This is a genomic window from Holophagales bacterium (assembly GCA_016719485.1).
Lineage (GTDB): Bacteria > Acidobacteriota > Thermoanaerobaculia > UBA5066 > UBA5066 > UBA5066.
This window is the reverse complement of record JADJZB010000008.1, coordinates 260593-286154: the sequence shown is the minus strand read 5'-3', so window position 1 is coordinate 286154 and position 25562 is coordinate 260593. Positions and strand designations below refer to the sequence as shown.

Below are 25562 nucleotides of genomic sequence, written 5' to 3'. Positions count from 1 at the left end.
TGACCGCCGCCGACTTCTTCGCCCTGGTCAGTGCAACGTAGAGCAATGCGCGTTCCCCGGTCTCCGCGTTTCGGGCGGCCACCTGGTCCGCGCCGGCTTTGAGGGCCTTGTCGAGCGGAATGACCTTGTCATTAACCGAGGCGACGACGACATGGTCGAACTCGAGGCCCTTGACCCGGTGCATGGTCGCGACGCGAATGCCAGGGCGGGCGCGGTTGTCTGTGGCCTCGCGCTTGATCTCGTAGAGGTCGAGGGAGGCGGAACGGAGCGCGTCCTTGCGTGCTCGATCACGGTCTTCGTACGCCCGACGATGCAGATCGACTCCGACGCCGCGCCGGAGTCGATGAGCTCCTTGACGTGCTTTCCGATGAAGGCTGCTTCGGCAGCGGCGGTCTTCAGACCGTGGACCTCGACTTTCGGGCCGTGCGTCAGCGACATGTAGCCCTTCTGGTCATCGAGGCCGCCGTCGAGATCGTCGATGTCGCGCCCTTCGAGAAGGGCGACGGCGAAGCGGCGGATCTCGTCGGTGGTGCGGTAGTTGAGCCGGAGCTTCCGCGCGCCCCCGGATGTCGATGCCGCACTTCCCGAGAGTGGCCCGGTGGCGGTAGATGCGCTGGTGGGCGTCGCCGACGATGAAGAGGTCGTTCGGGCCGGTTGGCACGAGCGCCCGGATGAGCCGGTAGGCTTCGGCGTGCATGTCCTGGGCCTCGTCGACGACGACGGCCCGGTACGGGAGGCGGATCCCCTGCTTCTCGATGAGCTGTCGGGCGTCGCGGACCATGTCGATGTACTCGCGCTTCCCGTGCTCGTTGAGCTGGGAGCGGTACTCGCGGAAGACGGGCCAGATGGCCTCGCGAGTGGCCCGGCCGATCTTCGTCCCGCGGCCGAGACGGGGGGCGCGAAGGTACTCGGCCAGAGTGTCGATCCCCTGCGGCTGGATGACCTCGTCCCACTCCTGACGGTAGAACTCGCCCGAGAGTCCCGTCTCGGGTGGCGCGAGCGCGAGGGCGTTCTCCCAGAGTTCGTTGTTCTCTCCGTCGAAGACCGGTTCGAACCGATAGCCGCGACCTTTCAGGAAGTTCGACACCCATGCGTCGAGATTCACAACCTCGATCCGCGAGAGAAGGTCGGGGCCGCAGAGCGTCTTCAGGTTCTCGTGAATGTCCGTCGCGAGGTTTCGGGTGAAGGTGGTGAAGAGGATCCGGTCGTTCCGCCCGGGGAACACCGTTTCGACGAGGTGCTTCGCCCGGTGCATCGCGACGACGGTCTTCCCCGTTCCCGCCCCTCCGAGCACGCGGTAGGGGCCGCTCGCCGTCATGGAGACGAGCTTGCGCTGCTTCGGGTGGAGGAAGACCCTCCACTGCTCCAGCGGTGCGTTGAGCAGCTCGGCCAGCTCCTTGGCATCGGAGACGACGACAAAACGTCGCTTCGAGTCGTCGTTCGCGAGAGCCGCCGCGAAGTCGGTCGGGTCGGCCGCCACGGGCTCGAGCGGCTTCTCCAGCTCGCGCAGCACCGCGTCGGCGTCGTACCCCGCCGCGAGGAGGAAGAGCGCCTCGTAGGCCTCCTGCGGCAGGGTCGCCGCGGCTCCTCCAGCCCCGCCTGTCCCCGATCGCCCGCACCGTCGGAACGAGCTCGGCCGGAACGCCGAAGCGCAGAAGAGCTTCGTCCTTCACCTTCCGAAAGAGGCCGGCCTTCGGGGCGGCGGCAGCCTTCTTCGGCGCCACCTCCGCCGCTTCGACGGCGTCGGCGGCGAGCACCTGGAGCGCACCCGTCATCGGGTTGACGCGGAAGACCTTCCTCTCGGCCCACGCGTAGGCCTCGTCGTGGTGGTCGACCCAGGTCAGGAGGTAGAGATCCGTGTCGGCAGGGTGGAAGACGATCGCCCGGTAAGCCTGGTCGATCCGAACGGAGTAGAGGTTCGGGTCGCGGGCTTTCTTCACCGGGTGGTACTGGATGCCCCCGGCTTCCGGGTTCTCCCGGAAGAGCTCGATGAACTCCCGGACCTTCTTCTGGTGAGTCTTCTGGACGTTCGAGAACGCCAGCAGGAAGTCGTCCGAGATCGCGACCTTCATTCCCGTTCCTCCGCTCTCTTCCCGCCCCCGAGCGCCTCGAGGACCGCCTCCGGGTTCGTGTCCGTCTCCCCGGCGAGGAAGACCACCCATCCGGCTCCGTCGAAGGCGGCCCGGAACGGCTCCTCGCGCGGCAGGAGGACGGCGACCGCTGCTTCTCCCACCCCAGCTCCGCCATCGCGACGATCTCCCCGCCTGCCCCGGTCAGCTCGTAGCCCATCTCGGGCGCCCTGGCCCCGGCTTCGAGGAGGGCGAGGAGGAGGTCGCGGACGGCCACGTCCGCCTGCAGGAGGAGGTTCTCGGTCGCCGGTGCGAGGGCCTTCTTCGGCGGAACGGCGCCCAGCAGGTCACCCAGGAGGTCCGCATACCGCCCAGCGGCTAACCCCTCCGCCGTCACGAACTCGCTTCGCCCGACGAACTGGGCGACGTTCGTCGCCCAGAGGTACTTCCGCCAGGCGTCCTTCCACTCGACCGGGGAGTTGACGCCATAGATCTCGTTGAGGCGCAGCGAGACGGCCGTCCCCTCGAAACTCCCCCGCCCAAGCGCCTCGGCCTTTCCGAAGACGAGGCCCTGGATGACCGGGCGACGTCCCGAGGAGGAGGTGCTCGACGCGCCCCGTCTGCCACCGGATCCGGCAACGCTCCGGTCCGTGCTCGAGCGAGCCGCGCTGCTCCGCGAGCGAGGAGGTCGTCTCGCAGCCTCTCGGCCCCGCCGAGCGTCGTCCCACGCCCCTGCTCCAGGAACGAGAGCGCCCACGCGCACGCGAAGCCACTCCAGTCGCGCTCCCGCGACCGGTCGAGGCGCTCGAGGAGCATCTCGAAGGTCGACGCTTCCGCCAGCGCCATCCAGTCCGGCGCGGCGCCCGCGGCCAATCTCCCGGCGAGAACCTGGAACAGTGGCCGCCGGTCGGCGCCGAGAGGCGTCAGCTTCGGCGTCTTCGGGTCGAAGCGCTCCATCACGTCGTCCCAGGTGAGCGACCAGACCCGGTACCGCCCCGAGCGAACGATGGCGAGGCGCTGAGCCGTGTCGAGGCCGAGCCGCTGGTTCCCCGACGCGGGGTCGGCGTGGTACTCGAAGCCGTCGGTGAAGACGGCGATCGGCAGCGCCGAGCCGCCCCCTTCCGGGTGCAGGACGAAGTCGGCCCGCGACGGGACCTCGACGCCCTCCTCGGGGCCCAGGTCCACCTGCGGCTCGACGAGCCAGCTCCCGGCGGCGCATTTCAGGAACCAGCCCGTCTTCCCCTTCACCACGGTCTGGAGGAGCTGCACAGGCTGGTCGCCGATCCGGCTCCGCCGGAGCGCCTCCACGAACCGCGCTTCCAGCTCGCTCTCGAGGAGCGACCCGAGCGGGATCGTCGAGATCTGCTCCACCCGCTCGATTCGCCCCCGCTCCCGGAGGATCGACCCGAGGATGTCGATCGCCTCCCGCCGCGACGTCCGGAGCTTGTCGTGCCGGCCTCGGTACGCGAGGAGGCAGCGGTAGCAGCCGTCCTTCGCAGGGTGGTGCTGGCACGAGCAGGCCGTCAGGACGTCCAGCGCCTTCTGCAGGACGTCGAGAATGCCGTTCTCGTCCCGCATCAGCTCGTCGAGGTAGCCCGTTCCCCCGGGCACCCCGTCGTAGAGAACGAGGAACCGCTTCCTCACCCCGAGCCCTTCACCGGCTCGCTCGTGACCGTCGTCAGGAGGTGCCCCGGGTCGCCCCGGAAGCGCTTCTTCAGCCCGAGGTCGAGCGCCGCCACGAACGACTCCACCTTCTGCTCCACGTCGAACTTGGCGACGGGGAGGAGGATTCGGATTCCCTCCGAGTCGAACTGCCGGTAGAGGAACTCCGTCTGGAAGGCCGTCAGGGCGTCGGGGGCGGCGTCGCGCTCGGCGTCGGCCGGAAGCGGCAGTGGAGCGCGTGGTCGATGGAGACGGGCTGGCCGTTCGACCACCCCTTCCGATCCCCTTCACCTTCCCGCACGACTGGCAGACGACGAACCCCGTGTCCTCGAAGTCCTCCCCGGCGATCCTGAGCGTCGCCTGGCCCGTATCGCGCTTCCCGAAGTTCACCTCGCGGAGCGTGAGCTTCCCGAAGAACTCGAAGCCGAAGGGCACCCCGTCGACCGGCAGCGAATAGGCCGCCTTCACGTCGGCCGGACTCGTCACCACGAACATGTTCCGCTGGAAGAACTGCGGCTCGCGGTCGTCGCTTTCGTCGTACGAGCGGCTCTCCTTGTCGTTCTCCGTGGAGAGCACCTGCTTCATCCGGAGCATCGATCGCTTCTGCCCCGCGTCGGGCCAGAGGGGGCTCTCGCATCGGGGGCAGGCGGCCGAAAGCTCCTTCTCCCCCTCCTTCTCCATGTACGAGCACTCGGCGCAGAAGCGCCACGGCTCGGGCCTCGAGAGGTCGACGTTCACCTGGTCGACGAGGAGCTTCCGCCCCTGCGCGTAGAAGCTGCTCGCGGGGGCCAGCTCGATGATGGCCGACGCCGCCGGCCGCTCGTAGACGTACTGTTTCGTCTCGTACTTCTTCTCGGCGTCCTTCGCCTTGTCGTTCCGCCGGTAGATCACCGACTTGAGCTGGACCCCGTTCTCGGGGAAGGCGTAGTTGGGGAGAAGCCCCGCATCGGTGAGGAAGTTCAGCACGTGCTTGCCGTTGATGTCGGCTACGAGGCGTGTCAGCGCGTGCTTCTCCTGGCGCAGCTCCGAGAGCTCCTTCTCGCGCTCGTCCCCGCCCGCCGGTTCGGCTTCCACCTTCTCGACTCGCTCCGCGAGGCGCCGCACGGCGTTCCGTAGGCTCTTCCTCTCCTTCACCACCTCCTGCAGCTCCTCGACCAGGATAACGGGGAGCGCGGGGACCTCGGGGTCCGTCCCGCGAACGAACGTCCGGAGCCGCTCGCGCGAGTGTTCCGTCACCTCTCCCGCGAAGAGCGCCAGGAAGTCCTCTTCGAGCGAGGTCCGGTTCAGGTCGAAGAACTGGATGAGGTTGTTCGGGAAGGCGTCGCGGGCGGCCGTTCCCTTCTCCACCGCGTCGAGAACCGGGCCAAGCTTCTCGGGGATCGCCCCTTTCGTGAGGCCCGTTTCGACCCAGCGGTCGAAGACGTAGCCCGTGAGCTGCCGCTCGAGGACGGCCGAGGCGTTGAGGAAGCAGCCCGGCGGCTCGACGAGGCCCTGGATCATCTCCTCCGGCTCGAAGTAGAAGAAGAGGTCGTGCGGGCGGCCGTTCGCCACGGCGAGGATGAAGGCGTTTCCGTCGCGCCGTCCGGCCCGCCCGGCCCGCTGGAGGTAGTTGCTCGACTTCGGCGGCACCGAGCAGAGCGCGAGCGACGACAGGTCGCCGATGTCGATCCCCATCTCGAGCGTCGGCGTGCAGGAGAGGAGGTTCGGGTCGCCTGGCTTCCGGTCCTCCGGCTTCGCCTTGAAGGCGATCTCGATCTCCTCCCGTTCGGCGCGCTCGAGGAGCCCCGTGTGCTCCTCGGCGAAGAGGCGGCTCACGTCCCCCGTCGCATAGAGGCTCCGGTAGTAGTCCTCGCGCGGAGGCTCCGGCGCGAGAACGCCGGCGCACCGGTAGCGCAGGCAGGAGGCGCCGACCCACGCCTCGGCTTCCGAGGCCGCCACCGAGACGTTCGAGCCGCAGCGCCCGCATCGCATCTGGGCGACCGTGTCGACGACGAGGAAGAGGTCCTCCCGGAGGCCCCAGACGGAAGCACCGTGCGGGCCCGTCCGCTGGAAGAGGACCCCGGCGTCGATGAGCCCCCCGACGACGAGCTTCCAGATCTCGGCCGCGTAGGCCCCGCTCGCCCGTCAACCGACGCGAGAGACCGGGCGAGCCAGTCTTCGAACCAGGTCGGCGCCTGCTGCGCTGTCGACCGGAGCAGGTGTTGAAGCGCGAGAAGCCCTGGCTCGCGAGGAAGGCCGGTGCCCGGGTGTGCTTCGAGAAGCCCGGCAGGTGCTTCGTCCTGTTGAGGAGGTAGACGTTCCCGCCCGACTCGACGTACGGCCCGAGGTCCGCCTGCTGCACGGCGCCCTTGTTCTTCAGAGTCACAAGGTAGCCCTCAATCAGCTTGCGGAGAGTTGCGCCGTCGAGGTCGCGGAGGACGCCGATCTCCTCCCGAAGCACCGGCAGGAGCTTCGCCACGGCCGCCTCGATGACCTCCGGGCGCGGCACGAGCACCGAGCTGCCCGACTTCTCGAGCGTCCGGCCGATGCGGCTCTTGAACGTGTACTCGCTCCAGACCTCCCAGGCGATACGCTTCTCGACCAGCTCACGAGGTCCGAGCCCTCGGGGACCTTCCCGTCGGTTCGCAGCGCCTCCCAGTCGTGCAGCCACTCCATGTCGGGCGGCAGGAAGGTCGCCACGAACGGCCCGTCGGTCAGCTTCTCCCGCCAGAACTCCGCGACCCTCCGCGGAAGCTCGGCGAGAGGAACCGGCCCCCCGAGCGAGGCCACCACCTTCTGCACCGCCGTCCGGAAGTTGAAGGCGTACGTTCGCGCCCCGAAGAAGCCGGCGCGATGCGAGGCGTCCTGCACCGAGTCGGAGAAGGCGAGGAGCTTCTTGTCGTCGTTGAAGCGCGAGGCGAAGAGCTGCGAGAGGGCGACGCTCGTCAGGCTCGCCGCGCGCGAGCCGACGATGGTGAGGCTGTTGTGGCCGCCGCACGACGAGCAGCTGTGGTGCCCGTGCGTCTTCCCCTCCCGGTCGCGGTACGTGTTCTCGCCGACGCGCACCCTCAGCGCCGCCTCCGGCCCCGTCCCGCAGCCCGGGCACTCGCCCGCCTCGTTCGCCTGCGCGAGTCTCAGGCACTCGGTGCAGAGCCACCACGCGAAGCCGCGCTGGTCGCACGTGGCTCCGTCCTCCTCCGGGTAGACGAACGCCACCGTGGGGCTGAAGCGGAAGAACGCGTCGTAGAACCCCTTGAGCCCCGCCTCGAGCCGCTGGTCCTGGGCCTTGTAGACAGCGCCCCAGCCGGTGACGCCGCACTCCCGGCAGTGGACGATCGGCAGCGCCTTCTTTGCCTCCTCGGCAGCGAGGTCGTCGGCGAAGGCAAGGCGGGGCGAGCCTCCCGGCGGCGGGATCTCCACCATCGCCACCAGCCGGCTCAGCTCGCGCAGCCAGAGCTGCAGCCTCACCTGCACCAGCGGGCGGGGCTTCCCGTCGGGCCCCTTCACCCGCGCCGCCGAGACGAGCGCAAGGAAGCTCCCGAGGAGCCGGTCGAACGTCTCGACGTCCGCCCCCGCGAAACCCGGCACCTGGCGGGCCAGCTCGTCCTTCACGGCCCGCAGCTCGCGCGCCTTCCCGTCCAGGATGACGAGGAGATTCCGAAGGAAGGCGTGCCCCTTGAGCCGCTCACCGAGACCCACGAGGGAGTCGTCTCCCCCGCCGCGTCCAGGCCTCGTCGAACCAGAGCCGGTGCTGCGCCTCGAGGTACTCGGCCTGGCCCGCGTACCAGCGGGTCGAGCGCCTCGCGCTTCTCCGGCCCCGGCACCCGAACCGCGTCACGAGGTCCCCTTCAGGAACTCCTCGGTCGTCTCCACCGTCTCGCCGACGATCGAGTCCGTCCCGAACGGCTCGCCGAAGAGCTTCGCCGCGTAGTCGCTCAGCGCCTCGGCGTTCATCCCTTCGGGCCCTTCGCCGAGCGTCGCCGACGTGCCGATGCCGCAGAGGTGCCTCTCCGGCGTCCTGAGCCGCGCCTTCAGCCGCCGGATGAGGCAGGCGAGGTCGGCGCCTTGCGCCCCGTCGAACGTGTGCAGCTCGTCGACGACGAGGAACCGGAGGGTCTCCGGCCCGTTCCCCTGCCAGAGCCGCGCGTCTTCCGGGCGGATGAGCAGGTAGTCGAGCATCTTGTAGTTCGTCAGGAGGATGTCGGGCGGCGAGGTCCGCATCGTCTCGCGGTCGGTGATGACGTCGTCGGGCCCCATCACCTTCCGCGTCTCGTGTCCGATCCCCCCCACGTAGAGCCCCGCGGTCACCTTTCCCTTCAGGGCCGGGTTCGCCTCGATGGCCCGCGCGAAGCGCTTCGCCTGGTCGGTCGCGAGGGCGTTCATCGGGTAGACGACGACCGCCTTTACCCCCTGGCCTCCCACCTCGCCGGGCGCAGTGGTCGAGGATGGGGTAGAGGAAGCACTCCGTCTTGCCCGACCCGGTCCCCGTCGCGAGGATCGTCGAGAGCCGGTCAGGCCCGGCCAGCCGCTCGAAGGCCCGCTCCTGGTGCCGGTGCGGCCGGAAGCCCTCGGGAAGCACCTCAGGAAAGTACCGGACACCCTTCTCTCCCGTCCGGAACGGCAGCTTCAATGAAAGATACGGCCCTCGAAAGACCGACCCATCCCTGCGGAGCAGGTCCGGGAGGCTCTGCTGGAAGAGCGGCGTCGTGACCGGGAACGTCGTGAGGAGGAACTCCTCGATCCCCTTCCGGACCTGCGTGGAGAGGACGGACGGGATCATCGGGGGCCCTCCGCCGGCGTGGCTCTGACGGCCGGCACGTATCTGCCTTGCTGCGTTAGTTTGCCCTCGACACGACGACGAAGGCAGCGAGATACGCGCATGGCCGAACCAGGCATTCCGAAGTGGGTGCCGCGGGTTGATAATTGGCACGGATGGAGGACAGGACGAAGTTTCCCCTCTCGTTCTCGCTGGACGAGGTGCTCGGGCCGCTCAACGACGTCGAGCGAAAGAACGCCCCGGAGACGCTCTGGGCCCGAGGCGACATCCGTCTCCTGTCGGTCGGCCCGCGGGTCTCCGTCGTCGGTGCTCGCGAGGCGAGCCACCTCGGCCTCAAGCGAGCCGAGAAGCTCGCGCGCCTCCTCGTCGGCCACGGCGCGCTCGTTGTGAGCGGTCTCGCGGCGGGGATCGACACCGCCGCCCTCTGGGGTGCCGTCAAGGCCGGCGGCCGGACGATCGGCGTCCTCGGGAACCCCCTCGACGTCGTCCTCGGCGGCTCCGACGCGGCTCTTCGGCGCTCGATGGAGGAGAACCACCTCGTCGTGAGCCAGTTCCCCTCCGGCCACCCGGTCCTCCGGTCCAACTTTCCCCGCCGCAACCGGACCATGGCCCTCCTCTCGCACGCGACGGTCATCGTCGAGGCGGCCCGACTCCGAGCGGCTCGCTCTCGCAGGGCTGGGAGGCGCTCCGGCTCGGACGCCCGCTCTTCCTTATGAAGTCGATCGTCGATGACGAACGGCTGAAGTGGGCGAAGGAGATGCTCCACTACGGCGCGCGGACGCTCGCCTCCGGTCACGAGGACGAGCTCTTCGAGCTCCTCCCGCCTGCCGGCGAGATCGTTCGCGAGCGCCTTGCCTTCTAGCGTCGACTTCGGCTCGCTCCTCATCTACTCACCCCGGGGGACGGGCGAGACCTCGGTCCGATCCAGGGAGATCGTCGGCCGCATCAAGAACGACGGCCCCGGCCCCTTCCCTCCCGAGAGGATGATCGACTTCGCCGTTCGACGACTCGCTGAGGAGCTGCCCGGTTCACCTCTCGCCTCGCTCTTTCCAGCGGGAGCGACCATCGTGCCAGTTCCGAGGAGCGCGCCGATCAAGGACCCGCACGCCCTGTGGGTCCCTCGTCGCATCGCGGACGGACTCGTGTCGTGCGGCATCGGCGCCGCCGTAGAGCCCCTCCTGATCCGGACGTCGGCGGTCCGGAAGTCCGCCTGGTCGACTCCCGGGAATCGGCCGTCTCTCGAGGACCACGTCGCGTCTCTGGACGTGGCACCCACGCCACCGCTCGGCTCGCCAGAAGACATCGTTCTCGTGGACGACGTCGTTACGAAGGGAGCGACGCTCCTCGCTTCGGCGACCGTGCTGTCGAAGGCGTTCCCGAACGCACGCATTCGCGCCTTCGCCCTGATCCGCACGATGGGCCTCGTCCCCGACGTCGACCGGATCCTCTCCCCCTGCACGGGCACTATCTCTCGCCTGCGGGATGGCACCGTCGATCGACGCCCGTAGCCCGCGGACCTGGCGGGGTGCCCCGATTCCTCATCAGAACGACCGCTTCTCCCACCCATAGTCGTTCTCGGCCTGGTCCATGCACTTCCCGAAGAACGCCTTCGTCCGGAGGAAGGCGTACTTCCCTTCCGCGAGCGACTCGGCGTACGGGCTCTCGGAGGCCGCCCTCTTGATGACCGGGACCACCTTCGAGAGAAGGAGGCTCCGCAGGACCTCTGTGTAGTCAGTCTCCATCGAGGTCGTCGTTCCGAAGCGCTCCAGCCAGGACGACAGGTCCTTGTTGTTGAAGAGCGCCTGGACGAGGAGCGCCTGAACGAGGTTCCAGCCCCTCTGGATGAACTCGAACGACGGCCCCTTGTGCTCTGCCAGGTGCCGCAGGAGGGCCCGCCGGCGGAGGTGGACCTTGTAGACGAGGACGATCTTCCTCGGATCGACCCGGAGATACGACTCGGGGAACGTCCGGCGGAAGGCCTTCTCGTCCTCGAAGACGTCGCCGAGGCGCGACATCCGGTCGAGCTCGCCCTGCACGGCGAGAAACGTCTGCGCCAGCGGCCGGATCTGGATCGGCTTCTGGTTCCCGTCGACCTCCATCTCCTCGAGGTCGGGCCGCTGCACCCGCTTCCGGAACTCCGGGTGCTCCCGGTTCCTCTCGATGAACCGGGCCAGCGTCGTCAGCGTCTGCGCGCCGTTCAGGACCCGCGGCTCGGTCACCCTCGCCGTCCCGTCCTCCACGACGAGCTTCTCCACCGAGAGCGTCACGCCATTGTGGGTGAAGGCGAAGAGGCCGGCCGGGTCGGCCCCGTCGATGACGATCTTCTCGAAGGCCCTCCGGAGGGAGCGGTTCGCCCCCTCCTCCTCCCCGAGGCCGAACCGGATGTTCCGCTCGAAGAGGCGCGGCCCCATGGCCTGGTGAATCCGGTAGAGGTCCATCAGCCGGACGAAGCCGACGTGGAGCCTCTCGCCCGACTCGAGCTGCCTCTCGTGAGGCGCCTCGAGCCGGAGGTCGTACTGGTGAGTCTTCTTGACGTGCGTCGCCGACTTGCCGCGCGTCTCGTTCGACCGGAACTCGAACGTCAGGTCGACGGATCGGTCCTCGCCGAAGAAGCCGTTGATGAAGTGCTTCTTCGACTCCGTTCCTCTCGCAGCGCCTCGAGGCCGCTGCTCTGGTCCGCCCGTTCCGGGTCCCCCTTGAAGACGAAGAGGATGACGACCCGGTCGATGCTCGCCTGCTTCTCGTGGATCTCGGCCCTGAGGCGCCCCAGGAAGTCGTTCTCGTTCCGGGAGGCCTGCGGGTTCCCGAAGACCCGCCCCATTCCCGACTCGACGAGCCGCTTCAGTGAGCCCTTGAAGAGGTTGTGGTCCTCCGACCACTTGAACTGGTAGAGGTAGAGGTTCCGCCGGCTCTCGTCGACGTGGTACGCGTCGAGGCCGTAGTCGTTCGACCCGAACGCGCACTGCGCCAGGAAGTCTTCGACGGACCCGCTGAACTCCTTCGCGAGGTAGACGGGGCCGAAGAAGTCCTCGCGCTTGCCGCGGTGGGAATCGTGGTGGCGATTCCAAGCGTCTCGAAGGTCGTTCTCGGTGACTGCTCTCATTCCGCTCTCCGCTCCCCGTCCAGACTCAGTCGCCCGCTTCTGAATCGCCGGGAAGACCCACGCCGACTTCGTCGGCGCAGTACTGTCCCCCCACCTCGACCAACCGCGCCCTATACGACATGCCCCAGAAGACTCCTGACGACGACGTCCTCTGCGAGGGTGCCGCGCTCGACCTGCTCCCGGAGGAAGTCCCTCACCCGCTGCCGGAACTCATCAGCTCCCAGCGCCTTTCGCACATCGACATCGAGCGTGTTGCTCTTGTCGAGGTTGCAGTCGCCACAGATGAGCTGATAGTTGTCCCACGTCGTCTCGCCGAACAGCGAATAGGGCCAAACGTGATCTCCGTGCAGATAGCTCATCATCCGGTGGTCGAACAGTCGCTGGCAGATGGGACAGGCATACGAGACGCTTCCCGCCTCGTCCGCCTTTGCCCAGCGTCGAAACCAGACGTCCTTCCATCCGGGCGGGAAGGTCCTCGCCAGCGGGCTGCACGTGATGTAGGCCGGGGCGGGACCTACTTCTTGCGATTGCCTGACATGCCTCCACCGTCTTCGCGATCTGTGTCCGCTGTCCTGGCCACTTTCCCTTCGGGATCGGGTACGCGGAGGCCAATCGCGTCCTCGATCGCCCGCGGTCCCTGGAGTGAGAAGCACCTGGATGAGCTCCCATTGCGGCTCGGTCACCTTGTCCGGAGTTCCCCAGACTTCGATGGCCGCGGCGATGAACAGCGCGACCTTCGTCGAAGAGTTCGTGCTGATGCGCGGTACCTTAGCCATCTTGATCGCGTTGAACCACGTTTCGAACTCGACGAACCACCCCTTCATCGTCTTCAGGCCCGCGAGAATCCCGGCACCCTCAGACCCACCATGGCTCTCGTTCTGGAGCTGCGCCATGTAGAGGTCGAGGACCGAAATCGTCGTCCTGTCATAGCGGACACCGGCTCCGTCCTGCGCCTTCGTGCTCCCGAGCAGGGTCTCCACGTTCGCGATGTCCCGTGCGATGACGTAGTAGAGGAACATCTGCGACGGTGCCTGCCCGGCGGACTGGGTCGTGTCGCTCCACCAGTCATTCCAGGCTGCCGCGTTGCTCCATGGGTACTCGAGTCCGAAGTTCTCCTTAGCCGCCTTGATCATCCGGCTCGCTCCGTCACGGTGCGAGTCGAAGACGCCGGCGAGCCGGATAAAATAGACGCGGTCGGATCGCCCGAATACCGCCAACCTCAAATCGTGGGCACTGAGCGGAACGCCGGCCCGTTGATGCGGCGGAAGATCTCGAGGCGAAGGCTCAGCCCAGGATCCTTCGGCAGAACGATGAAGTTCAGCTTGTACCGCTGGATCTGTTGCTTGATCGTCTCGGGCAGCTCGGCAAACCTTCTCCCCTGAACCAGTGGACCGATGTTCTCCGCATACTCGGTCTCTGACTCCGGAGCGAGCGCGAAGCCACCCTTTATGAAGTCCCGGATCGTCGCCAGGCGTTGCTGCCCATCGATGATCTGATGCCTCTCGGACCCTTCGCTATTCGTCTCCGGATAGAGGATCAGGGGCGGCACGGTCGTTGTTGATCAGCGAATCGATAAAGAGCGACTTCTTCGAGAGGTCCCATTGGGACGAGTCCCGCTGATAGTCGGGGACGTGGTAGGCGTCGTCGTCCAGCTCGCCGAGGAGGGATGCGACGTTCGTCGAGAATGCCGTGGTGGCACCTTTCACTCGTGGATGGAACGGCGTCGCTGCAGCTTCATCGGGCATGGTCGTCTACGTTCTCCTTCCATTCTGGTGGAGGCACGGCCCCTGCGGGCCTGATTCGGCGTTGAGGCACCGTTCTTCGAACGCGGCCCACGCTGAGCTGTAATCGCGTTCTCTGTCGCACCTGTCGAATGGCGCAATGTAAGTAATCGTCCGGTCCCTGGGACCGCCAGGGAGCGTGTCGTTGAGGATCGTCCTGGTAACGGTCCCCGACTGCATCTCTTTGACCTCGTTCCACTGGGGTCGATCGAGGCCGACGCCAGGCAGGCCCCTGTTGACCGTGAAGACGATTCGGCCGTTCCGGTCGTACCAGGTTTCGCGCTCGTTCTGCTGAAGAACGGGGAACTGAATCCGATAGATGGCGAGGAGTTCATTAAGCGTCAGGCCCAGGGCTCTGGCGACGAGAACATCGATCTCGACTAGCGCCTGACGTCGTTCATAGTCTGAGCGGAAGCGGAGTCGCCCAGAGCCATGTGTTCGTGGCTGCGGAGTAGCTGAGTGTCCCGAGACGGGGATCGACTTTAGTCCAGCGATCGACGACAAACCCCGTCGACCAGGACGATGACCATAGGGCGGAGTAGTGCGATGTAAGGCACGAAAAGAGTAGCACCCGCGCTACGAGCTGCTCCGTTTCAGGTCCCGTAGGGAGGGGGATGGGGAGTTGGCCGAGGAATCCACTGTATGCATGGCCCATCCCGGTGCTTTTCACCCTGAAGTCCACCGGCAGGGAGAAGAAGAAGCCGCGGCCTCCAGCATCGTCCTGTCGTCGCGGAATCGGTGCCCCCACGACGGCATGCACATGCCCTGCTTCGGCGGCGCAACGGCGCAGAGCAACGTGCGTTCCCGGCCTGGGAGAGCATCTCGCGATGACAGAGACGGTAGCCGGCGTGTATTCGGACGGCGACCCCCATGGCACATGAGGCATCCTGTCTATGTAGGTCTTGTGGTCGCACGACGGGACGAAGTTGGTCCGTGGCAAGTAATCTTCCGGACAACTCCATAAGGTCAATGGGATCGTGCGCGAGGTCCGTGTCACAGATCGCACGAGGCGTCTTGAAGAGCGGGTTCCCGACGTAGAGATGAGGTCCTTGAACGACTAGACTCGTCAGCTCCGTCGGAAACCTCGTCTCGCGACGAATCGTGCCGTTACGTTGAGAACTTGATTCGTCCCACATGTCGGTCGAGAACGTTTCATCGGAAATGTCGGCGAGGCGCCGCGGAAAGGCCGCGAACTTCTCGAGAACTCCGAGGAGCTCCCGCGCATGAAGGGCGGGAAGTCGCGCTTCGAGGGCAGCAGTCCCTGGTTCGTCATACAACCGGGCGAAGAGGTCCAGCTCTGCTCGGCGGATGCTAATGGCTCTTGACGGATGGGCGCGTACGCACCAGCTTCCGTCGTCGTCCTTGATGCCCGGGACCGGGGCAGACCCGCTCCCGCCCTTCGGCTGCAACGCCTGGATGCTCCGTCTCGCGACAGCCATCTCGCCGAGAGACGTATCGACCGTGTGCGGCGCAAAGAGATTCGACATATGAACGAAGGACGGTTCGCTGGAAGCGCCGCCGGATATGTTCACACTGTAGAGCTTCGGATGGTTAATCTCGGGAAACAGAAGGAGCTCATTCTGATACTGGAAGTGGTAGCGAAGTCGCGAATAGACGGCCCTTCGCAGCGCACCGCCATTGGGGTCATCGTAATCGCCTTCAGGATGTAGGAATCCTGTCATCCCCCGGCCATTTGTGGTCATCCACGCTTGAGGCAGAAGCACTTGTAGAGATTTCCACCAACCGCGTAGCAGAGAGAAGTTCTGTTCCCGCGTTCAGGAACGCCTGCATGCCGGAGGACTCAACAAACTCGCCAAGATAGGATTCGATGAGTCCGCCCGAAGCACCGATCGCCTCGCGTCTCAGCTCAGAGAGCCTTGGCCCCGAGTGTCCCCGAAGGACGAAGAGCGGCTCGAAGTCCCCCATGACCCCGCCCTCGTCCCATTCGACCTTGATCCACGGCGGATTCCCGACGATCAGGTCGAATCCTCCCCTGTCCGCGAAGACCTCCGCGAACTCCAGCTCCCAGTGCAGGAACCGATGCCTCTCGGCCAGCTCCTTCACCGCCGCCAGCCGTGGCATCTCTCGCGCCAGCTTGTCGACGTCCACGAACCCGAACTCGTCGACGAGCTTCAACGCCTCCTGTTTCGGGGTGTCTTCCGGGAAGAGGGTCGTCTGGTCGGCGCCGCCGACGAGGGCGACGCCCTGGGACGTCCCTCGAGGAGGACGGCGAGGTCGAGGAGAAACTCCTCCCGGCTCGGGAGGAGGCTCGCCTTCTCGATCGGCCAGAACCAGAGGGCGCACCAGTAGTCCATCGCCGTCCTGAGGCGACGGTAGGGGCTCGAAGCGCGGACCCCCTCCGCGAGGAAGCGCTGGCGGTAGAGGCGGTCTTTGTCGCGGGTCGAAAGCCGCTTGCCCGACTCTGGAGCCGCGAAGGCGGGGTCGCTCTCGTGGCCGAAGAGCGGGAAGGTGTTCCGGTGTCGACCCGGAGCTTTCGACGCTCCTCGACGTGCTTCTGCCAGAGGCGGTCGATGGCGGAGGAGAGCTTCTGGAGGGTCTTCAGCTCCGAGGCGCTGAAGGGCTGCCCGAACTCCCTCTTCCACTCCTTGATCGCCTTGATCTCGTCGGGAGCGAGCCCGCGGATGACCGCGTCGTCGTAGGCGCACATCCCGGGTCGGGGGCGAGGAAGTGGTAGACGGCGCCCGCGGGGCGAGCCTCGCCGAGCTTCACCTGATCGGGAACCCCTCGAAGACGAAGTGCCCGCCCCTCCTCGGCGCATCCTTTGGCGTGAAGACCTGCCGCCGGGCGCCGACAAGGCTGTTGCCGGCGACGAGCTGGTTCCCGAACCAGGGGATGGTGTGGCCGGCGTAGATGGTGTTGAGCCAGAGGGAAATCTCGGCCAGCTCGACGGCCGTGGGGTTGAGGTCGACGCCGTGAACGTTGTTGTCGGCGAGGTAGGCCTTGGTCTTCTGCTTCTCGAGGAGAAGGGCGTCGTGCGGATGGAGCGCTTCAGCTCCGCCTGCTTCCGTTCGAGGTAGGCGTCGGCGAGCTGGTTGACGGCCTCGTTCGCGAACGCGCCGCTCCCGAGGGCGGGCTCGCAGATGGTGAGGGAGAGGAGGTCGTCGGCCGTCCGGTCCTTCAGCAGTTCCTTGAGGGCGTACTTGACGACGCAGCGGGTGAGGACCTCGGGGGTGTAGTACGAGGCCGACTTCTCGCGGTTGCGGCCCGAGAGGCGGTAGATGAAGGTGCCCTTCGCGTGCTTCCGAGGCGCTCGTCGAAGAGCTTCTCCTCGTTGGTGTACTTCGCGAGGTCGGCCGCCTTCACGAACCAGGCGTTCTGCAGCTCGTCGGGAGTCTCGCCTGCCCGGTGGACCTCGTAGAGGTCTTCCTCGGCGAAGAAGCCGGTGTAGGAGAGCAGCCCCTCGTACACGGCGCCGAGCTGGTTGATGCCGAGCTGGGCGTAGCTGATGCGGCCTCGGTTCTTCGCCCCGCCCCGGCCGCCTCTTTCGCCTCGAGAGGGAGAGGCACCGAGGACCCCTCTGAGAACGTGGTTGCGAAAGCGGACGCGGTTCAGAAGCGGCGTCCGTTCTGGATCGAAGAGGGCTCCGGAGCGGCTCCATCCGGAAGGTGTGATGGTCGGTGCCCTGGTCCGCCCCGAGAACGGTCTGCTTTTCCCTCGTGGCTGAAGCCCTCGTAGACGAGGCGGAAGAGGGTGGCGACGGAGTCGCTGAGGAAGAAGCCGTTCTTCGACCTCGGTCGTCAGGTCCTGAAGCTCGAGGTCGCGGAGGGCCTCGAGGTTGTAGCCGTGCGGTACTCCTCGTTCTTCATCGGGGCGTAGCCGAGCTTTCGGGGCGGGCCTCGACGTAGAAGCAGAAGAGGAGGCGGTAGAGGTAGTGGAGGCACTCCTCGGTGAGGGGGCTTGGCCATCTCCCGGCCGTAGACTCCCCTCGCGGAGGCGCTCGCGGAGGTCGTAGAGGGCCTGTTGCCGAGGAGCCCCACCGCTTCGCGGACGCTGTACTTGAGGTCGTCGGAGACGGCGAAGGCGTGCTTGTGCGAGCTTTCGTCGAGGGTGTCGAGGAGGGGAGAGGCCGCCTTCGGGGGCGAGGCTGTCGGGTGGAGGAGCGCCGCGAGGGCGCGGAAGGTGCCGGGGCTCCTCCGGCCGTAGATCTCGGCGAGGTCGAAGCGGAGGTAGCGCTTCTGGGTCCACTTCGTCCGGTCGGCGGGGACGACGAGGCCGTGGTTGAGGGCGATGACCAGCGGGGCGGTTGGGGGAGGCGCGAAGACGGCGGCGGTGAGGACGTCTGAGCGAGCGGCTCGCCGCCGTCGGAAGGGAGCCGGAGGGGCTCGGCGCCCGCCTGGAGGGCGGCAGCTGCTCGGGGAGGAAGGGCTGCGAGAGGGGGTCGGCGGCGCCGGCGTCGGCCGGCGGTCTCGATCGTCTCGACGACCCAGAGGTCGGGGGCGCCGTTCTTCTTCCTCACCTCGGCGAGGACCGGGATGGCGCTGCCGTCGCCCAGCTCCTTGACCGTGTGGGCAAGGGTGGGGGGGAGGGTGTAGCCGAGGGCGGCGAGGAAGGAGGCGAGGAACGGACGCTGGAGGTCGAGACGGAGGCGGCGTCGCGCCAGCGGGCGAGGTCGCTCCGGGAGGCGGCGTAGTCGCGCGAGGAGAGGGAGAGGAGGAGGTCGGCCGGAGGCTTGCCCTTCCCTCCTCCTCGGCCTTCGCCCAGGTGGCGAAGAGGCCCTTGAGGTCGTCCTCGAGGATCGCCGCGAGGTAGTGGCTCGTGTAGAACCGTTCTCGTTCGAGATGCCGGTGAGGTCGAGGGCCATCAGCGCGCCTCCCCACGAAGAGCGCCGCGATGCGGAGGTACGGCTTGTCTTCGACGGTCATCGTCTCGCGCACCCAGCCGACGTGCCTGTCGAAGCGCGGCGGACTCGCCCGCGGCGGCCCTCTTCTCTCGCGCCCCGGCGGTTGAGGGCCCCATCGGGGAGGTCGAGCTCGAGCTGCTCGGTCTGACGCCCCTCGAGTCGCTTCAGGTTCTCGAGATGGGTGGCGAGGGCGGGGCCGTAGCAGGTGTTGAACGACGCGCGGCGATCGGAGAGGAAGGCCCGGGCGCGGGCGACGACGTCGGGAACGAGCGACTGAGACGGGATGAGGTCAGGCGTCGTGCCGGGGTTGGCGTGAACGGCCGTCGCGAGGCGGGTCTTCGCGAGGAGCTGGTCGAGGTCGAGCGTCTCGCGGAAGACGCTCCTTCTCGTAACGCACCCCGAACCAGGCGGACGGCGGGCTGCCTTGAGGTTGGGATCTCGCCCCGATGAGGAAGAGCGACTCCCCTGCCGCGAGCGTGCCCCGGAGTGGTGACGACTGGGGGCCTCGCGCCGCTGGAAGGCGACGAGGAGGTGGCCGTTTAGCTATTTGAGGAAGGGGTGGAGGTCCCAGAGGAGGTGGACGCCGGGCCAGCGCTGCTCCTCGGCCCGACAGTCGCGGATGGCCTTCTTCACCCGCTCGCGGTCGGTCGTGAAGACGAGCCGGCCGTTGCTCGGGAGGGCGTCGGGCGGGAGGGCGCGGAAGGCGCGCCTCAGGTCGGGGCTGAGGGTCACCTCGAGGGCGCTGTGCTCGGGGTCGGGGCTCCACTCGAGCTTGCTCTCCCCCTTCAGGGACTCGAGGGCCCGGCGGGCGTAGGCGAGGTCGTCGGGGAAGAGGCTCGAGGGAGCGGTGGGCCGTGATCTCGGCTCCCGGGGCGGCCGGCGTGGGAGCCGAAGAGGACGTCGAGGAGGTTGACGGGGGCGGCCGCCATCCGCTTTCGCGTTTCTCCTCCACCCAGCCGTCGAACCTTCGGGGTCACGCCCGACTCCATCGCCTGGCTGTGATCCGCTCCTCCTCCAGTTCCTCGTTGACGCCGTAGAGGGCGGTGGGGTCGCCGAGGTTCTTCTGGGCGGCGTCGTCCTTCTCGGCGAGGAGCTCGAGGATGCGGGTGTCGCCTTTGCTCGGGCCGTCTTCGATTCCGACGAAGAGGTAGGCGATGAGGGGCTGGCGGTCCTGGCCGTAGCGGTCGATGCGGCCGTTCCTCTGCTGGAAGACGATGAACGACCAGGGAGTGTCGAAGTGGACCATCTTCCGGCAGAGGAAGGAGGTTGATGCCCCCGGAGGCCATGTCGGTCGCGAGAGGAGCCGGACGGGTGACTTCGCGGCCGAAGTCCTCGACGATGCGCTGCTGGTCGAGGTCGGAGCCGTCCTGCCCGTGGAGGACGGCGACCTGCTCGTCGCGGGGGCGCCGAAGTCGCGCTGAAGCTGTTCTCGGAGGAGCTTCAGCGTTTCGATGCGCTCGGTGAAGACGACGAGACGGTCTTTCGTGTCGGTGCCCGTCCAGGCGAGCTCGGCGGGGCTCCGGAGGAGCTGGAGGAGGCGCTGGTAGCGGCTGAACCGGGCGGGGGTGACGGGGAGGAGGGCGGCCTCGAGCTTCTCGAGCCCGTCCCTGTCGCGAGTCGCCTCTTTCGGTCGTGACGGACCCGAGCTTGCGGAGCCTCTCGGACGGTCTGGAGGCACTCGGCCGGCTCGGGGAGAGGCCTTTCGAGGACGGTGCGGAAGAGGTGCTGGCCGGGGCGGCGCCGGCGGTCGAACGATTCGAAGGTGAGGCCGGCGAGGACGTCGAAGGCGGCCTCTTCCTCCGGGGTGGCGGCGGCCTTCGCCTTGATGAGCTTCCGCGGCTTGACGGCTGCACCGAGCTGGGTCGTGACGTCTTCTTGAAGTGGCGGACGTGGAGCCCCTGATGTCGTCCTTCGTGTAGTCGCGGGGGTTCGCGATGGCTGTCGGGTCGAGCATGTTCATGAGGCTCGCGAACGACCCGCGGCCGTCGTGCGGGGGTGGCTGAAGTCACGATCAGCGTCTTGGACCGGGTGGAGAGGAGGCGCGCGAGCTTGTAGTTGAGCTTTGTCCGTGTCGCCCCGGAGGGGCGACGCGGGTGCGCCTCGTCGATGACGATGACGTCCCACCAGGCGTTCTCGAGGGAGACACGGTAGACGGAGTCCCTGTTTGAGGGTATCGATCGAGATGATCGTCTTGTCGTAGTAGTGGAAGGGGTTCGCGTTCGTCGGGAGGTCGCGGTTGACGCGCTGGATGACGCTCGAGTCGAGGCTGACGAGCGGGATGGTGAAGCGCGACCAGAGCTCCTTCTGGAGCTGGCCCATCATGCTGCGTCCGCAGACGACGAGGATGCGCCGCCCCTTCCCCCGCTTGATCAGCTCGGCGAGGAGGATGCCGACCTCGATCGTCTACGTGAGACGCCATCTGTCGGACCGTTCCCCGTACGATCGCCCTCGCGTGGCGGGCGGCTCCGGGTAACTCGCCGGAGCCGCGCGCCACGGACGACGACCCTGGAGGAGACGCAGGATGAAGCTCGTCCACGCGGCGGACATCCACCTCGACAGCCCGCTCCGGGGGCTCGACCGGTACGACGGCGCGCCGAGCGCGGACCTGCGCGTCGCGACGCGGCGGGCGTTCGTGAACCTCGTCGACCACTGCCTCGAGGAGCGCGTCGACGCGCTGCTCCTCGCGGGCGACGTGTACGACGGCGACTGGCAGGACTTCAACACCGGCCTCTTCTTCGTCAAGCAGCTCGCGCGGCTCCGCGAGGCGGGGATCCGGGTCTGGGCCGTCCTCGGCAACCACGACGCCGCGAGCGTCATCACGCGCCGGCTGAAGCTGCCCGAGAATGTCACGCTCCTCTCCCACGACGCGCCCCAGACCTCCGTCGACGAGCGGCTCGGCCTCGCGGTGCACGGCCAGAGCTTCGCGAAGAGGGACGTCGGCGAGGACCTCGCCGCGGCCTACCCGCGGGCCCTCCCGGGCCTCCTGAACGTCGGCCTCCTCCACACGGCGCTCGCCGGCCGGCCCGAGCACGCCCCCTACGCCCCGACGACGGCGGACCGCCTCGCCTCGAAGGGGTACGCGTACTGGGCGCTCGGCCACGTGCACCGCGCCGAGGTCGTCTCGCGCGACCCGTGGATCGTCTTCCCCGGGAACCTCCAGGGGCGCAGCGTCCGCGAGACGGGCGAGAAGGGGTTCGTCGTCGTCACCGCGGAAGGGACGGAGGTGAGGTCGGTCGAGCCGGTCGCCGCCGACGTGGCCCGCTGGCACGACCTCTCCGTGGACGTCTCCCCCGCCCGCAGCCCCGACGACGCGGCGACGCTCGTCCAGCGCGCGCTCGAGGCGGCCGCGGGCGCGAGCGCGGGGCGGCTCGTCGCCGCGCGGGTGCGGCTGACGGGGCGCGGGCCGGTGCACGTGGCGCTGGTGCGCGACCTGGCGGCGACGGAGGCGAGCGTGAGGGCCGCCGCCGCGGACGTGAGCGGGGAGGTCTGGGTGGAGAAGGTCGTCGTCCGGACGCTTCCCGAGGTCGACCTCGCGAAGGCGCGGGAGCGGAAGGACGCGCTCGGGCACGTGGCCCGCACCGTCCACGACGCCGCCGGCGACCCGGAGACGCTGAAGGCCCTCGCGGAGGAGCTGCGCCCGCTCCTCGAGAAGCTCCCGGCCGGCCTCGGGGAGGACGGGCGGCTGTTCGACGCGGCGGAGCCGGGAAAGGTGGAGGCGTTCCTCGCCGAGGTGGAGGCGACGCTGGTGCCGATGCTCGTCGAGGGGGAGGAGCGGCCGTGAGGCTCGACCGCCTCGACCTCGTCGCCTACGGCCCCTTCACGAACGTCTCGATCGACTTCGACCGGGCGGCGGGCCTGCACGTCGTCTTCGGGCCGAACGAGGCCGGCAAGTCGTCGGCGCTCCGGGCCGTCGGCGACCTCCTCTTCGGAGTCCCCGCGCAGACGGCCGACAACTTCCTGCACCCCTACGACGCCCTCCGGATCCGCGCCTCGATCTCCGCGCGCGACGGCCGGACGCTCGAGCTCGTCCGCCGCAAGGGGCGGAGCGGGAGCGACCTCCTCGACGCGGCCGGGCACGCGCTGGCGCGCGACGTCCTCGTTCCGTTCCTCGGGGGCGCCGAGCGGGACTTCTTCGAGCGGAGCTTCGGCCTCGACCCCGGGCGGCTCGCCGAGGGGGCGATGGACCTCCTCCGGAGCGGAGGGGACGTCGGCCGGGCGGTGCTGCAGGCCACGTCCGGCCTCTCGGGGCTCTCGGCGCGGCTGGACGCGATCGAGGCGGAGGCGGGGAACCTCTTCAGGGAGAGGGGCAAGACGCAGGCGATCAACGCCTCCCTCGCCCGGCTGAAGGAGCTGGAGCGGGAGACGAAGGAGCAGAGCCAGAGCGCGGAGTCGTGGAGGAGCCTCGACGAGGAGCTCGCGAAGGTCCGGCTCGAGGTGGCGCGGCTCCTCGAGCTGCGGACGGCGAACGAGGTGGAATGGCAGAGGCTCTCGCGCATCCAGCGGGCGCTCCCGCTCCTCGCGCGCCGGGCCCGGGCGCAGTCGGCGCTGGAACGGCTCGCCGGGGTCCCCGTCCTCTCCGCCGAGTTCGACCGGACGGGGCAGCTGGCCCGCGAGGAGCTGCTCCGGGCCGCGACGGCCGAGGAGGGCCTCGCGCGCGACGTGGAGAGCCTCGAGAAGGAGGTCTCGCGGTTCCCCGCGGCCGGAAAGATCCTCGAGCGCGCGGCGCGGATCGAGGAGCTGCACCTGGAGTGCGGGACGATGCGCGAGTTCCTGAAGGACCTGCCGAAGCGCGACGCGGAGCTGCGGGAGGCGACCGCGCAGGCGGCGCGCCTCGCCGCGGAGATCGCGCCCGCGCTCGGGCTCGACGCCCTCCTCGAGGCGCCTCCGTCCCGGCCCGCGCGCAAGGCGCTCCGGGCGAGCGCCGGCAGGGCTCGGGGCCTCAGGGACAGCCTCGCCCGCGAGGAGCGTGAGCTCGCCGCCGCCCGCGAGTCGATCCGCGCGGCGAAGGAGAAGCTCTCGTCGCTCGGGCCGGCCGTCGACCCGGCGCCCCTGGCGAAGGCCCTGCAGGACTGCCGGCGGGGCGGCGACCCCGTGGAGGGCCTCGAGAAGGCGGAGAGAGCGGAGAGGAAGGCGCGGAAGGCGCTGGACGAGTCGCTCGCGTCGCTCCCGGGCTGGGCGCCGCGCGGGGCGGACGCGCTCGCGGCGCTCGCCGCTGCGCCAGAGGCGCTGATCGACGCGTTCCAGAAGCGGTTCGCCGCGCTCGAGAAGGACGAGGGCGACCTCGCGAGCGCGCGCTCTTCGCTCGCCGCGCAGCGGGCGGACCTGGAGTCCGAGAGAGGGAGGCTCGCCGCCCGCGGCGCGCTGCCGACGCGGGAGGCCGTGGGCGGCGCCCGGGAGAGGCGGACGAAGGGCTGGAGGCTCGTCCGCCGCGTCTACGTCGATCGGGAGCCGGGGGCCGAGGACGAAGCACGTCTCTTCGACCCGGAGCGCCCGCTCGTCGAGGCGTTCGAGCGTTCGGTGGAGACGGCGGACGTCGCCGCCGACCGGCTGGTGGACTCAGCAGCGATCGCCGCGGAGGACGCGGAGCTGGTCCGGCAGCTGCGGAAGATCGACGAGGCGCTCGCGGAGTGCGGCCGCCGGGGCGAGGAGCTCGGCGCGCGCCGCTCCGCTCTCGAGAGCGAGTGGCGCGCCGCCTGGCCCGCCGACGGCATCCCGCCCGGCCCACCGGCCGCGATGAAGGAGTGGCTGCGGGCGAGGAGCCGGGCGCTGGAGCACCTGGAGGCGCACCGCGCCGCCGCGGCCGAGGTCGACGTCGCGCGCTCGGCGCTCGACCGGGCGCGCGGAGCGCTCGTCGCGGCCGCGGCGCTCGTCCGCCCCGGCGGCCCGCCGCCGCCCGCCGCGTACCTGGCGGCGGAAGCGTTCGTCGAGGAGATGAGGCGGGGGCTCGAGAAGGCCTCCGTCGAGAGGGGAAAGCTGGAAGCGGCGATCGAGACGGCGACGGCGAAGGCCGCGTCGCTCGAGGCGGCGGCCGCGCAGGCCCGCGCCGCCCTCGAGGAGTGGAAGGCCTCGTGGGGCGAGGAGGTCCGGGTCCTCTGGCGCCCCGCGACCGTCTCGACCGAGGAGGTGGAGGGCATTCTGGAAGCCTGCGACGAGTTCGACGCCCTGGCGGGCCGGGTGCCGGGGCTTCGGGACCGCGTGCAGAAGATGCAGAGCCGCCTCGAGGAGTTCGCCGCGTCGGTCGGCACGCTCTGCGCGGAGGTCGCGCCCGACCTTCGGCAGTCCGAAGCCGTCGTGGCCGCCACGGCGCTCTTCGAGCGTTTCGCCGCCGAGCGGGAGGCCGAGGGAAAGCGCGCGCGGGACCGCGAGAGCCTCGCGAAGGGCCGCGTGAAGCTCGCGGAGGAGCGCGGGAAGGGCGAGGCCGCGCGCCGGAAGGTGGAGGCCATTTGCCGCGAGGCCGGATGCGCGGGCGAGGCGGAGCTGTCGGCCCGCCTCGAGCAGCTCGCCGAGAAGCGCGGCGTTCTGAAGGAGCTCGAGCAGGCGGAGAACGAGCTGGTGTCGGTCGGCGCCGGCCGCTCTCCCGCCGACCTCGCAGCCGAGTGCGCCGGCGTGGACGGCGACGCCCTCCCGGCGCTCCTCGAGAAGGCGGGGGACGAGCGGAAGGAGCTCGACGGGAAGATCGGCACACAACACAGGCGCGAGGGCGAGCTGGGGCAGAGCCTCGAGGCCGCCAACGGCGGGGATGCGGCCGCCACGCGCGGGCAGGAGGCCGCGGGCGTCCGCGCGCGGATCGAGGAGGACGCCCGGCGCTGGCTGCGGCTCCGGGCCTGTGCGTTCCTCCTCCGGCGCGCGATCGACGGCTGGAGGAAGGAGAACCAGGACCCGCTCCTCGTCGAGGCGACGCAGCTTTTCTCCTCGCTGACGGGAGGGCGCTTCGTCTCGCTTCTCGCGGAGGTCGACGACGACGGGAACCCGGTGATCGTCGCCGAGCGGGCCGAGGGGCGCCGCGTCCCGATGTCCGGCCTGAGCGACGGCACGCGCGACCAGCTCTTCCTCGCCCTCCGGCTCGCCTCCGTGAGGCGCTGGGCGAAGGACGCCGAGCCGCTCCCCTTCGTCGCCGACGACCTCCTCGTCTCCTTCGACGACGAGAGGGCCGCGGCGGCGCTGCGGACGCTCGCGGAGTTCGGAAGGGAGGTGCAGGTGATTCTCTTCACCCACCACCGCCACGTCGTCGACCTCGCGAAGGCCCACCTCGCCCCGGACGTTCTCCGGGTGCACGAGCTGAAGGGCTGAGGGGGGCGGCCGCTTCGAGAGCTGAGCGACCCAGGAACAG

21 protein-coding genes and 1 pseudogene are annotated in these 25562 nt (G+C 68.8%); 8 read left to right on the top strand and 14 right to left on the bottom strand.

Features of this window, described 5'->3' with window-relative positions; genetic code table 11:
• The 5 genes and pseudogenes from IPN03_07725 to IPN03_07705 form a co-directional block, all read right to left on the bottom strand.
• A pseudogene (locus IPN03_07725) lies at nucleotides 1–2072 on the bottom strand (UvrD-helicase domain-containing protein).
• Entirely contained in the window at nucleotides 2069–2233 is a 165-nt protein-coding gene (locus tag IPN03_07720; GenBank protein ID MBK9373612.1) for a hypothetical protein, read from the bottom strand. The pseudogene IPN03_07725 and the gene IPN03_07720 overlap by 4 nt, the downstream one beginning before the upstream one ends.
• 229 nt (nucleotides 2234–2462) lie before the next feature.
• Nucleotides 2463–5702, bottom strand: coding sequence for a DUF1998 domain-containing protein (locus tag IPN03_07715; GenBank protein ID MBK9373611.1), 3240 nt, complete (start codon nucleotides 5700–5702; stop codon nucleotides 2463–2465).
• A gap of 408 nt (nucleotides 5703–6110) precedes the next feature.
• Nucleotides 6111–7409 carry a hypothetical protein gene (locus IPN03_07710; protein ID MBK9373610.1) on the bottom strand — a complete coding sequence of 433 codons (1299 nt, stop codon included), beginning with the start codon at nucleotides 7407–7409 and terminating at the stop codon, nucleotides 6111–6113.
• A 135-nt stretch (nucleotides 7410–7544) separates the two neighbouring features.
• A complete protein-coding gene (locus tag IPN03_07705) occupies nucleotides 7545–8132 on the bottom strand; it encodes a DEAD/DEAH box helicase (protein ID MBK9373609.1) in 588 nt (195 codons plus the stop codon).
• Between the two features lie 510 nt (nucleotides 8133–8642).
• Here IPN03_07705 and IPN03_07700 point away from each other — a divergent pair.
• Genes IPN03_07700 through IPN03_07690 form a run of 3 tightly spaced genes read left to right on the top strand, consistent with a single transcriptional unit; the run spans nucleotide 8643 to nucleotide 9995 of the window.
• The gene (locus tag IPN03_07700) at nucleotides 8643–9203 is read left to right on the top strand and encodes a DNA-processing protein DprA (protein ID MBK9373608.1); all 561 of its coding nucleotides are present in this window, start codon (nucleotides 8643–8645) and stop codon (nucleotides 9201–9203) included.
• Nucleotides 9200–9349: a hypothetical protein gene (locus IPN03_07695; GenBank protein MBK9373607.1), complete on the top strand. Its 150-nt coding sequence runs from the start codon at nucleotides 9200–9202 to the stop codon at nucleotides 9347–9349. Before IPN03_07700 ends, IPN03_07695 begins: the two co-directional genes overlap by 4 nt.
• Nucleotides 9339–9995 (top strand): hypothetical protein, encoded by a 657-nt coding sequence (locus tag IPN03_07690; GenBank protein ID MBK9373606.1) that lies wholly within the window; start codon nucleotides 9339–9341, stop codon nucleotides 9993–9995. The genes IPN03_07695 and IPN03_07690 overlap by 11 nt, the downstream gene beginning before the upstream one ends.
• A 33-nt stretch (nucleotides 9996–10028) precedes the next feature.
• Here the strand turns inward: IPN03_07690 and IPN03_07685 are convergent, their stop codons facing one another.
• From IPN03_07685 to IPN03_07660, 6 genes are all read right to left on the bottom strand, one after another.
• Nucleotides 10029–10898, bottom strand: a complete 870-nt coding sequence (locus tag IPN03_07685; protein ID MBK9373605.1) for an AIPR family protein — start codon at nucleotides 10896–10898, stop codon at nucleotides 10029–10031.
• A gap of 170 nt (nucleotides 10899–11068) precedes the next feature.
• Nucleotides 11069–11590 (bottom strand): hypothetical protein, encoded by a 522-nt coding sequence (locus IPN03_07680; protein ID MBK9373604.1) that lies wholly within the window; start codon nucleotides 11588–11590, stop codon nucleotides 11069–11071.
• A 110-nt stretch (nucleotides 11591–11700) separates the two neighbouring features.
• Nucleotides 11701–12723, bottom strand: coding sequence for an HNH endonuclease (locus IPN03_07675; GenBank protein MBK9373603.1), 1023 nt, complete (start codon nucleotides 12721–12723; stop codon nucleotides 11701–11703).
• 86 nt (nucleotides 12724–12809) lie between these two features.
• Entirely contained in the window at nucleotides 12810–13139 is a 330-nt protein-coding gene (locus IPN03_07670) for a hypothetical protein (protein MBK9373602.1), read from the bottom strand.
• Nucleotides 13105–13296 carry a hypothetical protein gene (locus IPN03_07665; protein ID MBK9373601.1) on the bottom strand — a complete coding sequence of 64 codons (192 nt, stop codon included), beginning with the start codon at nucleotides 13294–13296 and terminating at the stop codon, nucleotides 13105–13107. The genes IPN03_07670 and IPN03_07665 overlap by 35 nt, the downstream gene beginning before the upstream one ends.
• A 1734-nt stretch (nucleotides 13297–15030) precedes the next feature.
• The gene (locus IPN03_07660) at nucleotides 15031–15507 is read right to left on the bottom strand and encodes a hypothetical protein (GenBank protein MBK9373600.1); all 477 of its coding nucleotides are present in this window, start codon (nucleotides 15505–15507) and stop codon (nucleotides 15031–15033) included.
• Between the two features lie 341 nt (nucleotides 15508–15848).
• Between IPN03_07660 and IPN03_07655 the strand changes: the two genes are divergently transcribed.
• A complete protein-coding gene (locus tag IPN03_07655; protein MBK9373599.1) occupies nucleotides 15849–16031 on the top strand; it encodes a hypothetical protein in 183 nt (60 codons plus the stop codon).
• A gap of 96 nt (nucleotides 16032–16127) precedes the next feature.
• Nucleotides 16128–16409 carry a hypothetical protein gene (locus IPN03_07650; protein ID MBK9373598.1) on the top strand — a complete coding sequence of 94 codons (282 nt, stop codon included), beginning with the start codon at nucleotides 16128–16130 and terminating at the stop codon, nucleotides 16407–16409.
• Between the two features lie 100 nt (nucleotides 16410–16509).
• Here IPN03_07650 and IPN03_07645 read toward each other — a convergent pair whose 3' ends face one another.
• The 3 genes from IPN03_07645 to IPN03_07635 all read right to left on the bottom strand — a co-directional run bounded on the left by IPN03_07645 (nucleotide 16510) and on the right by IPN03_07635 (nucleotide 19910).
• Entirely contained in the window at nucleotides 16510–16800 is a 291-nt protein-coding gene (locus tag IPN03_07645) for a hypothetical protein (protein ID MBK9373597.1), read from the bottom strand.
• A 1975-nt stretch (nucleotides 16801–18775) separates the two neighbouring features.
• Nucleotides 18776–18964 (bottom strand): hypothetical protein, encoded by a 189-nt coding sequence (locus tag IPN03_07640; protein MBK9373596.1) that lies wholly within the window; start codon nucleotides 18962–18964, stop codon nucleotides 18776–18778.
• A gap of 241 nt (nucleotides 18965–19205) precedes the next feature.
• Nucleotides 19206–19910, bottom strand: a complete 705-nt coding sequence (locus IPN03_07635; protein ID MBK9373595.1) for a hypothetical protein — start codon at nucleotides 19908–19910, stop codon at nucleotides 19206–19208.
• On the opposite strand from IPN03_07635, the gene IPN03_07630 reads away from it, so the two are divergent.
• From IPN03_07630 to IPN03_07620, 3 genes are all read left to right on the top strand, one after another.
• On the top strand, nucleotides 19880–20134 hold the full coding sequence (locus tag IPN03_07630) for a hypothetical protein (protein ID MBK9373594.1): 255 nt from the start codon (nucleotides 19880–19882) through the stop codon (nucleotides 20132–20134). The genes IPN03_07635 and IPN03_07630 overlap by 31 nt on opposite strands.
• 619 nt (nucleotides 20135–20753) lie before the next feature.
• Nucleotides 20754–22013, top strand: coding sequence for a DNA repair exonuclease (locus IPN03_07625; GenBank protein ID MBK9373593.1), 1260 nt, complete (start codon nucleotides 20754–20756; stop codon nucleotides 22011–22013).
• Nucleotides 22010–25522, top strand: coding sequence for an AAA family ATPase (locus tag IPN03_07620; GenBank protein MBK9373592.1), 3513 nt, complete (start codon nucleotides 22010–22012; stop codon nucleotides 25520–25522). Before IPN03_07625 ends, IPN03_07620 begins: the two co-directional genes overlap by 4 nt.
• Nucleotides 25523–25562 lie beyond the last annotated feature (40 nt).

What these genes read in the sequence shown, in the direction of transcription:
- IPN03_07715 (MBK9373611.1), bottom strand. Translation starts at nt 5,702, where the DNA reads ATGCGATGCGGGCGCTGCGGCTCGAACGTCTCGGTGGCGGCCTCGGAA.
- IPN03_07625 (MBK9373593.1), top strand. Translation starts at nt 20,754, where the DNA reads ATGAAGCTCGTCCACGCGGCGGACATCCACCTCGACAGCCCGCTCCGG.
- IPN03_07700 (MBK9373608.1), top strand. Translation starts at nt 8,643, where the DNA reads ATGGAGGACAGGACGAAGTTTCCCCTCTCGTTCTCGCTGGACGAGGTG.
- IPN03_07685 (MBK9373605.1), bottom strand. Translation starts at nt 10,898, where the DNA reads ATGGGGCCGCGCCTCTTCGAGCGGAACATCCGGTTCGGCCTCGGGGAG.
- IPN03_07675 (MBK9373603.1), bottom strand. Translation starts at nt 12,723, where the DNA reads ATGATCAAGGCGGCTAAGGAGAACTTCGGACTCGAGTACCCATGGAGC.
- IPN03_07680 (MBK9373604.1), bottom strand. Translation starts at nt 11,590, where the DNA reads ATGAGAGCAGTCACCGAGAACGACCTTCGAGACGCTTGGAATCGCCAC.
- IPN03_07695 (MBK9373607.1), top strand. Translation starts at nt 9,200, where the DNA reads ATGAAGTCGATCGTCGATGACGAACGGCTGAAGTGGGCGAAGGAGATG.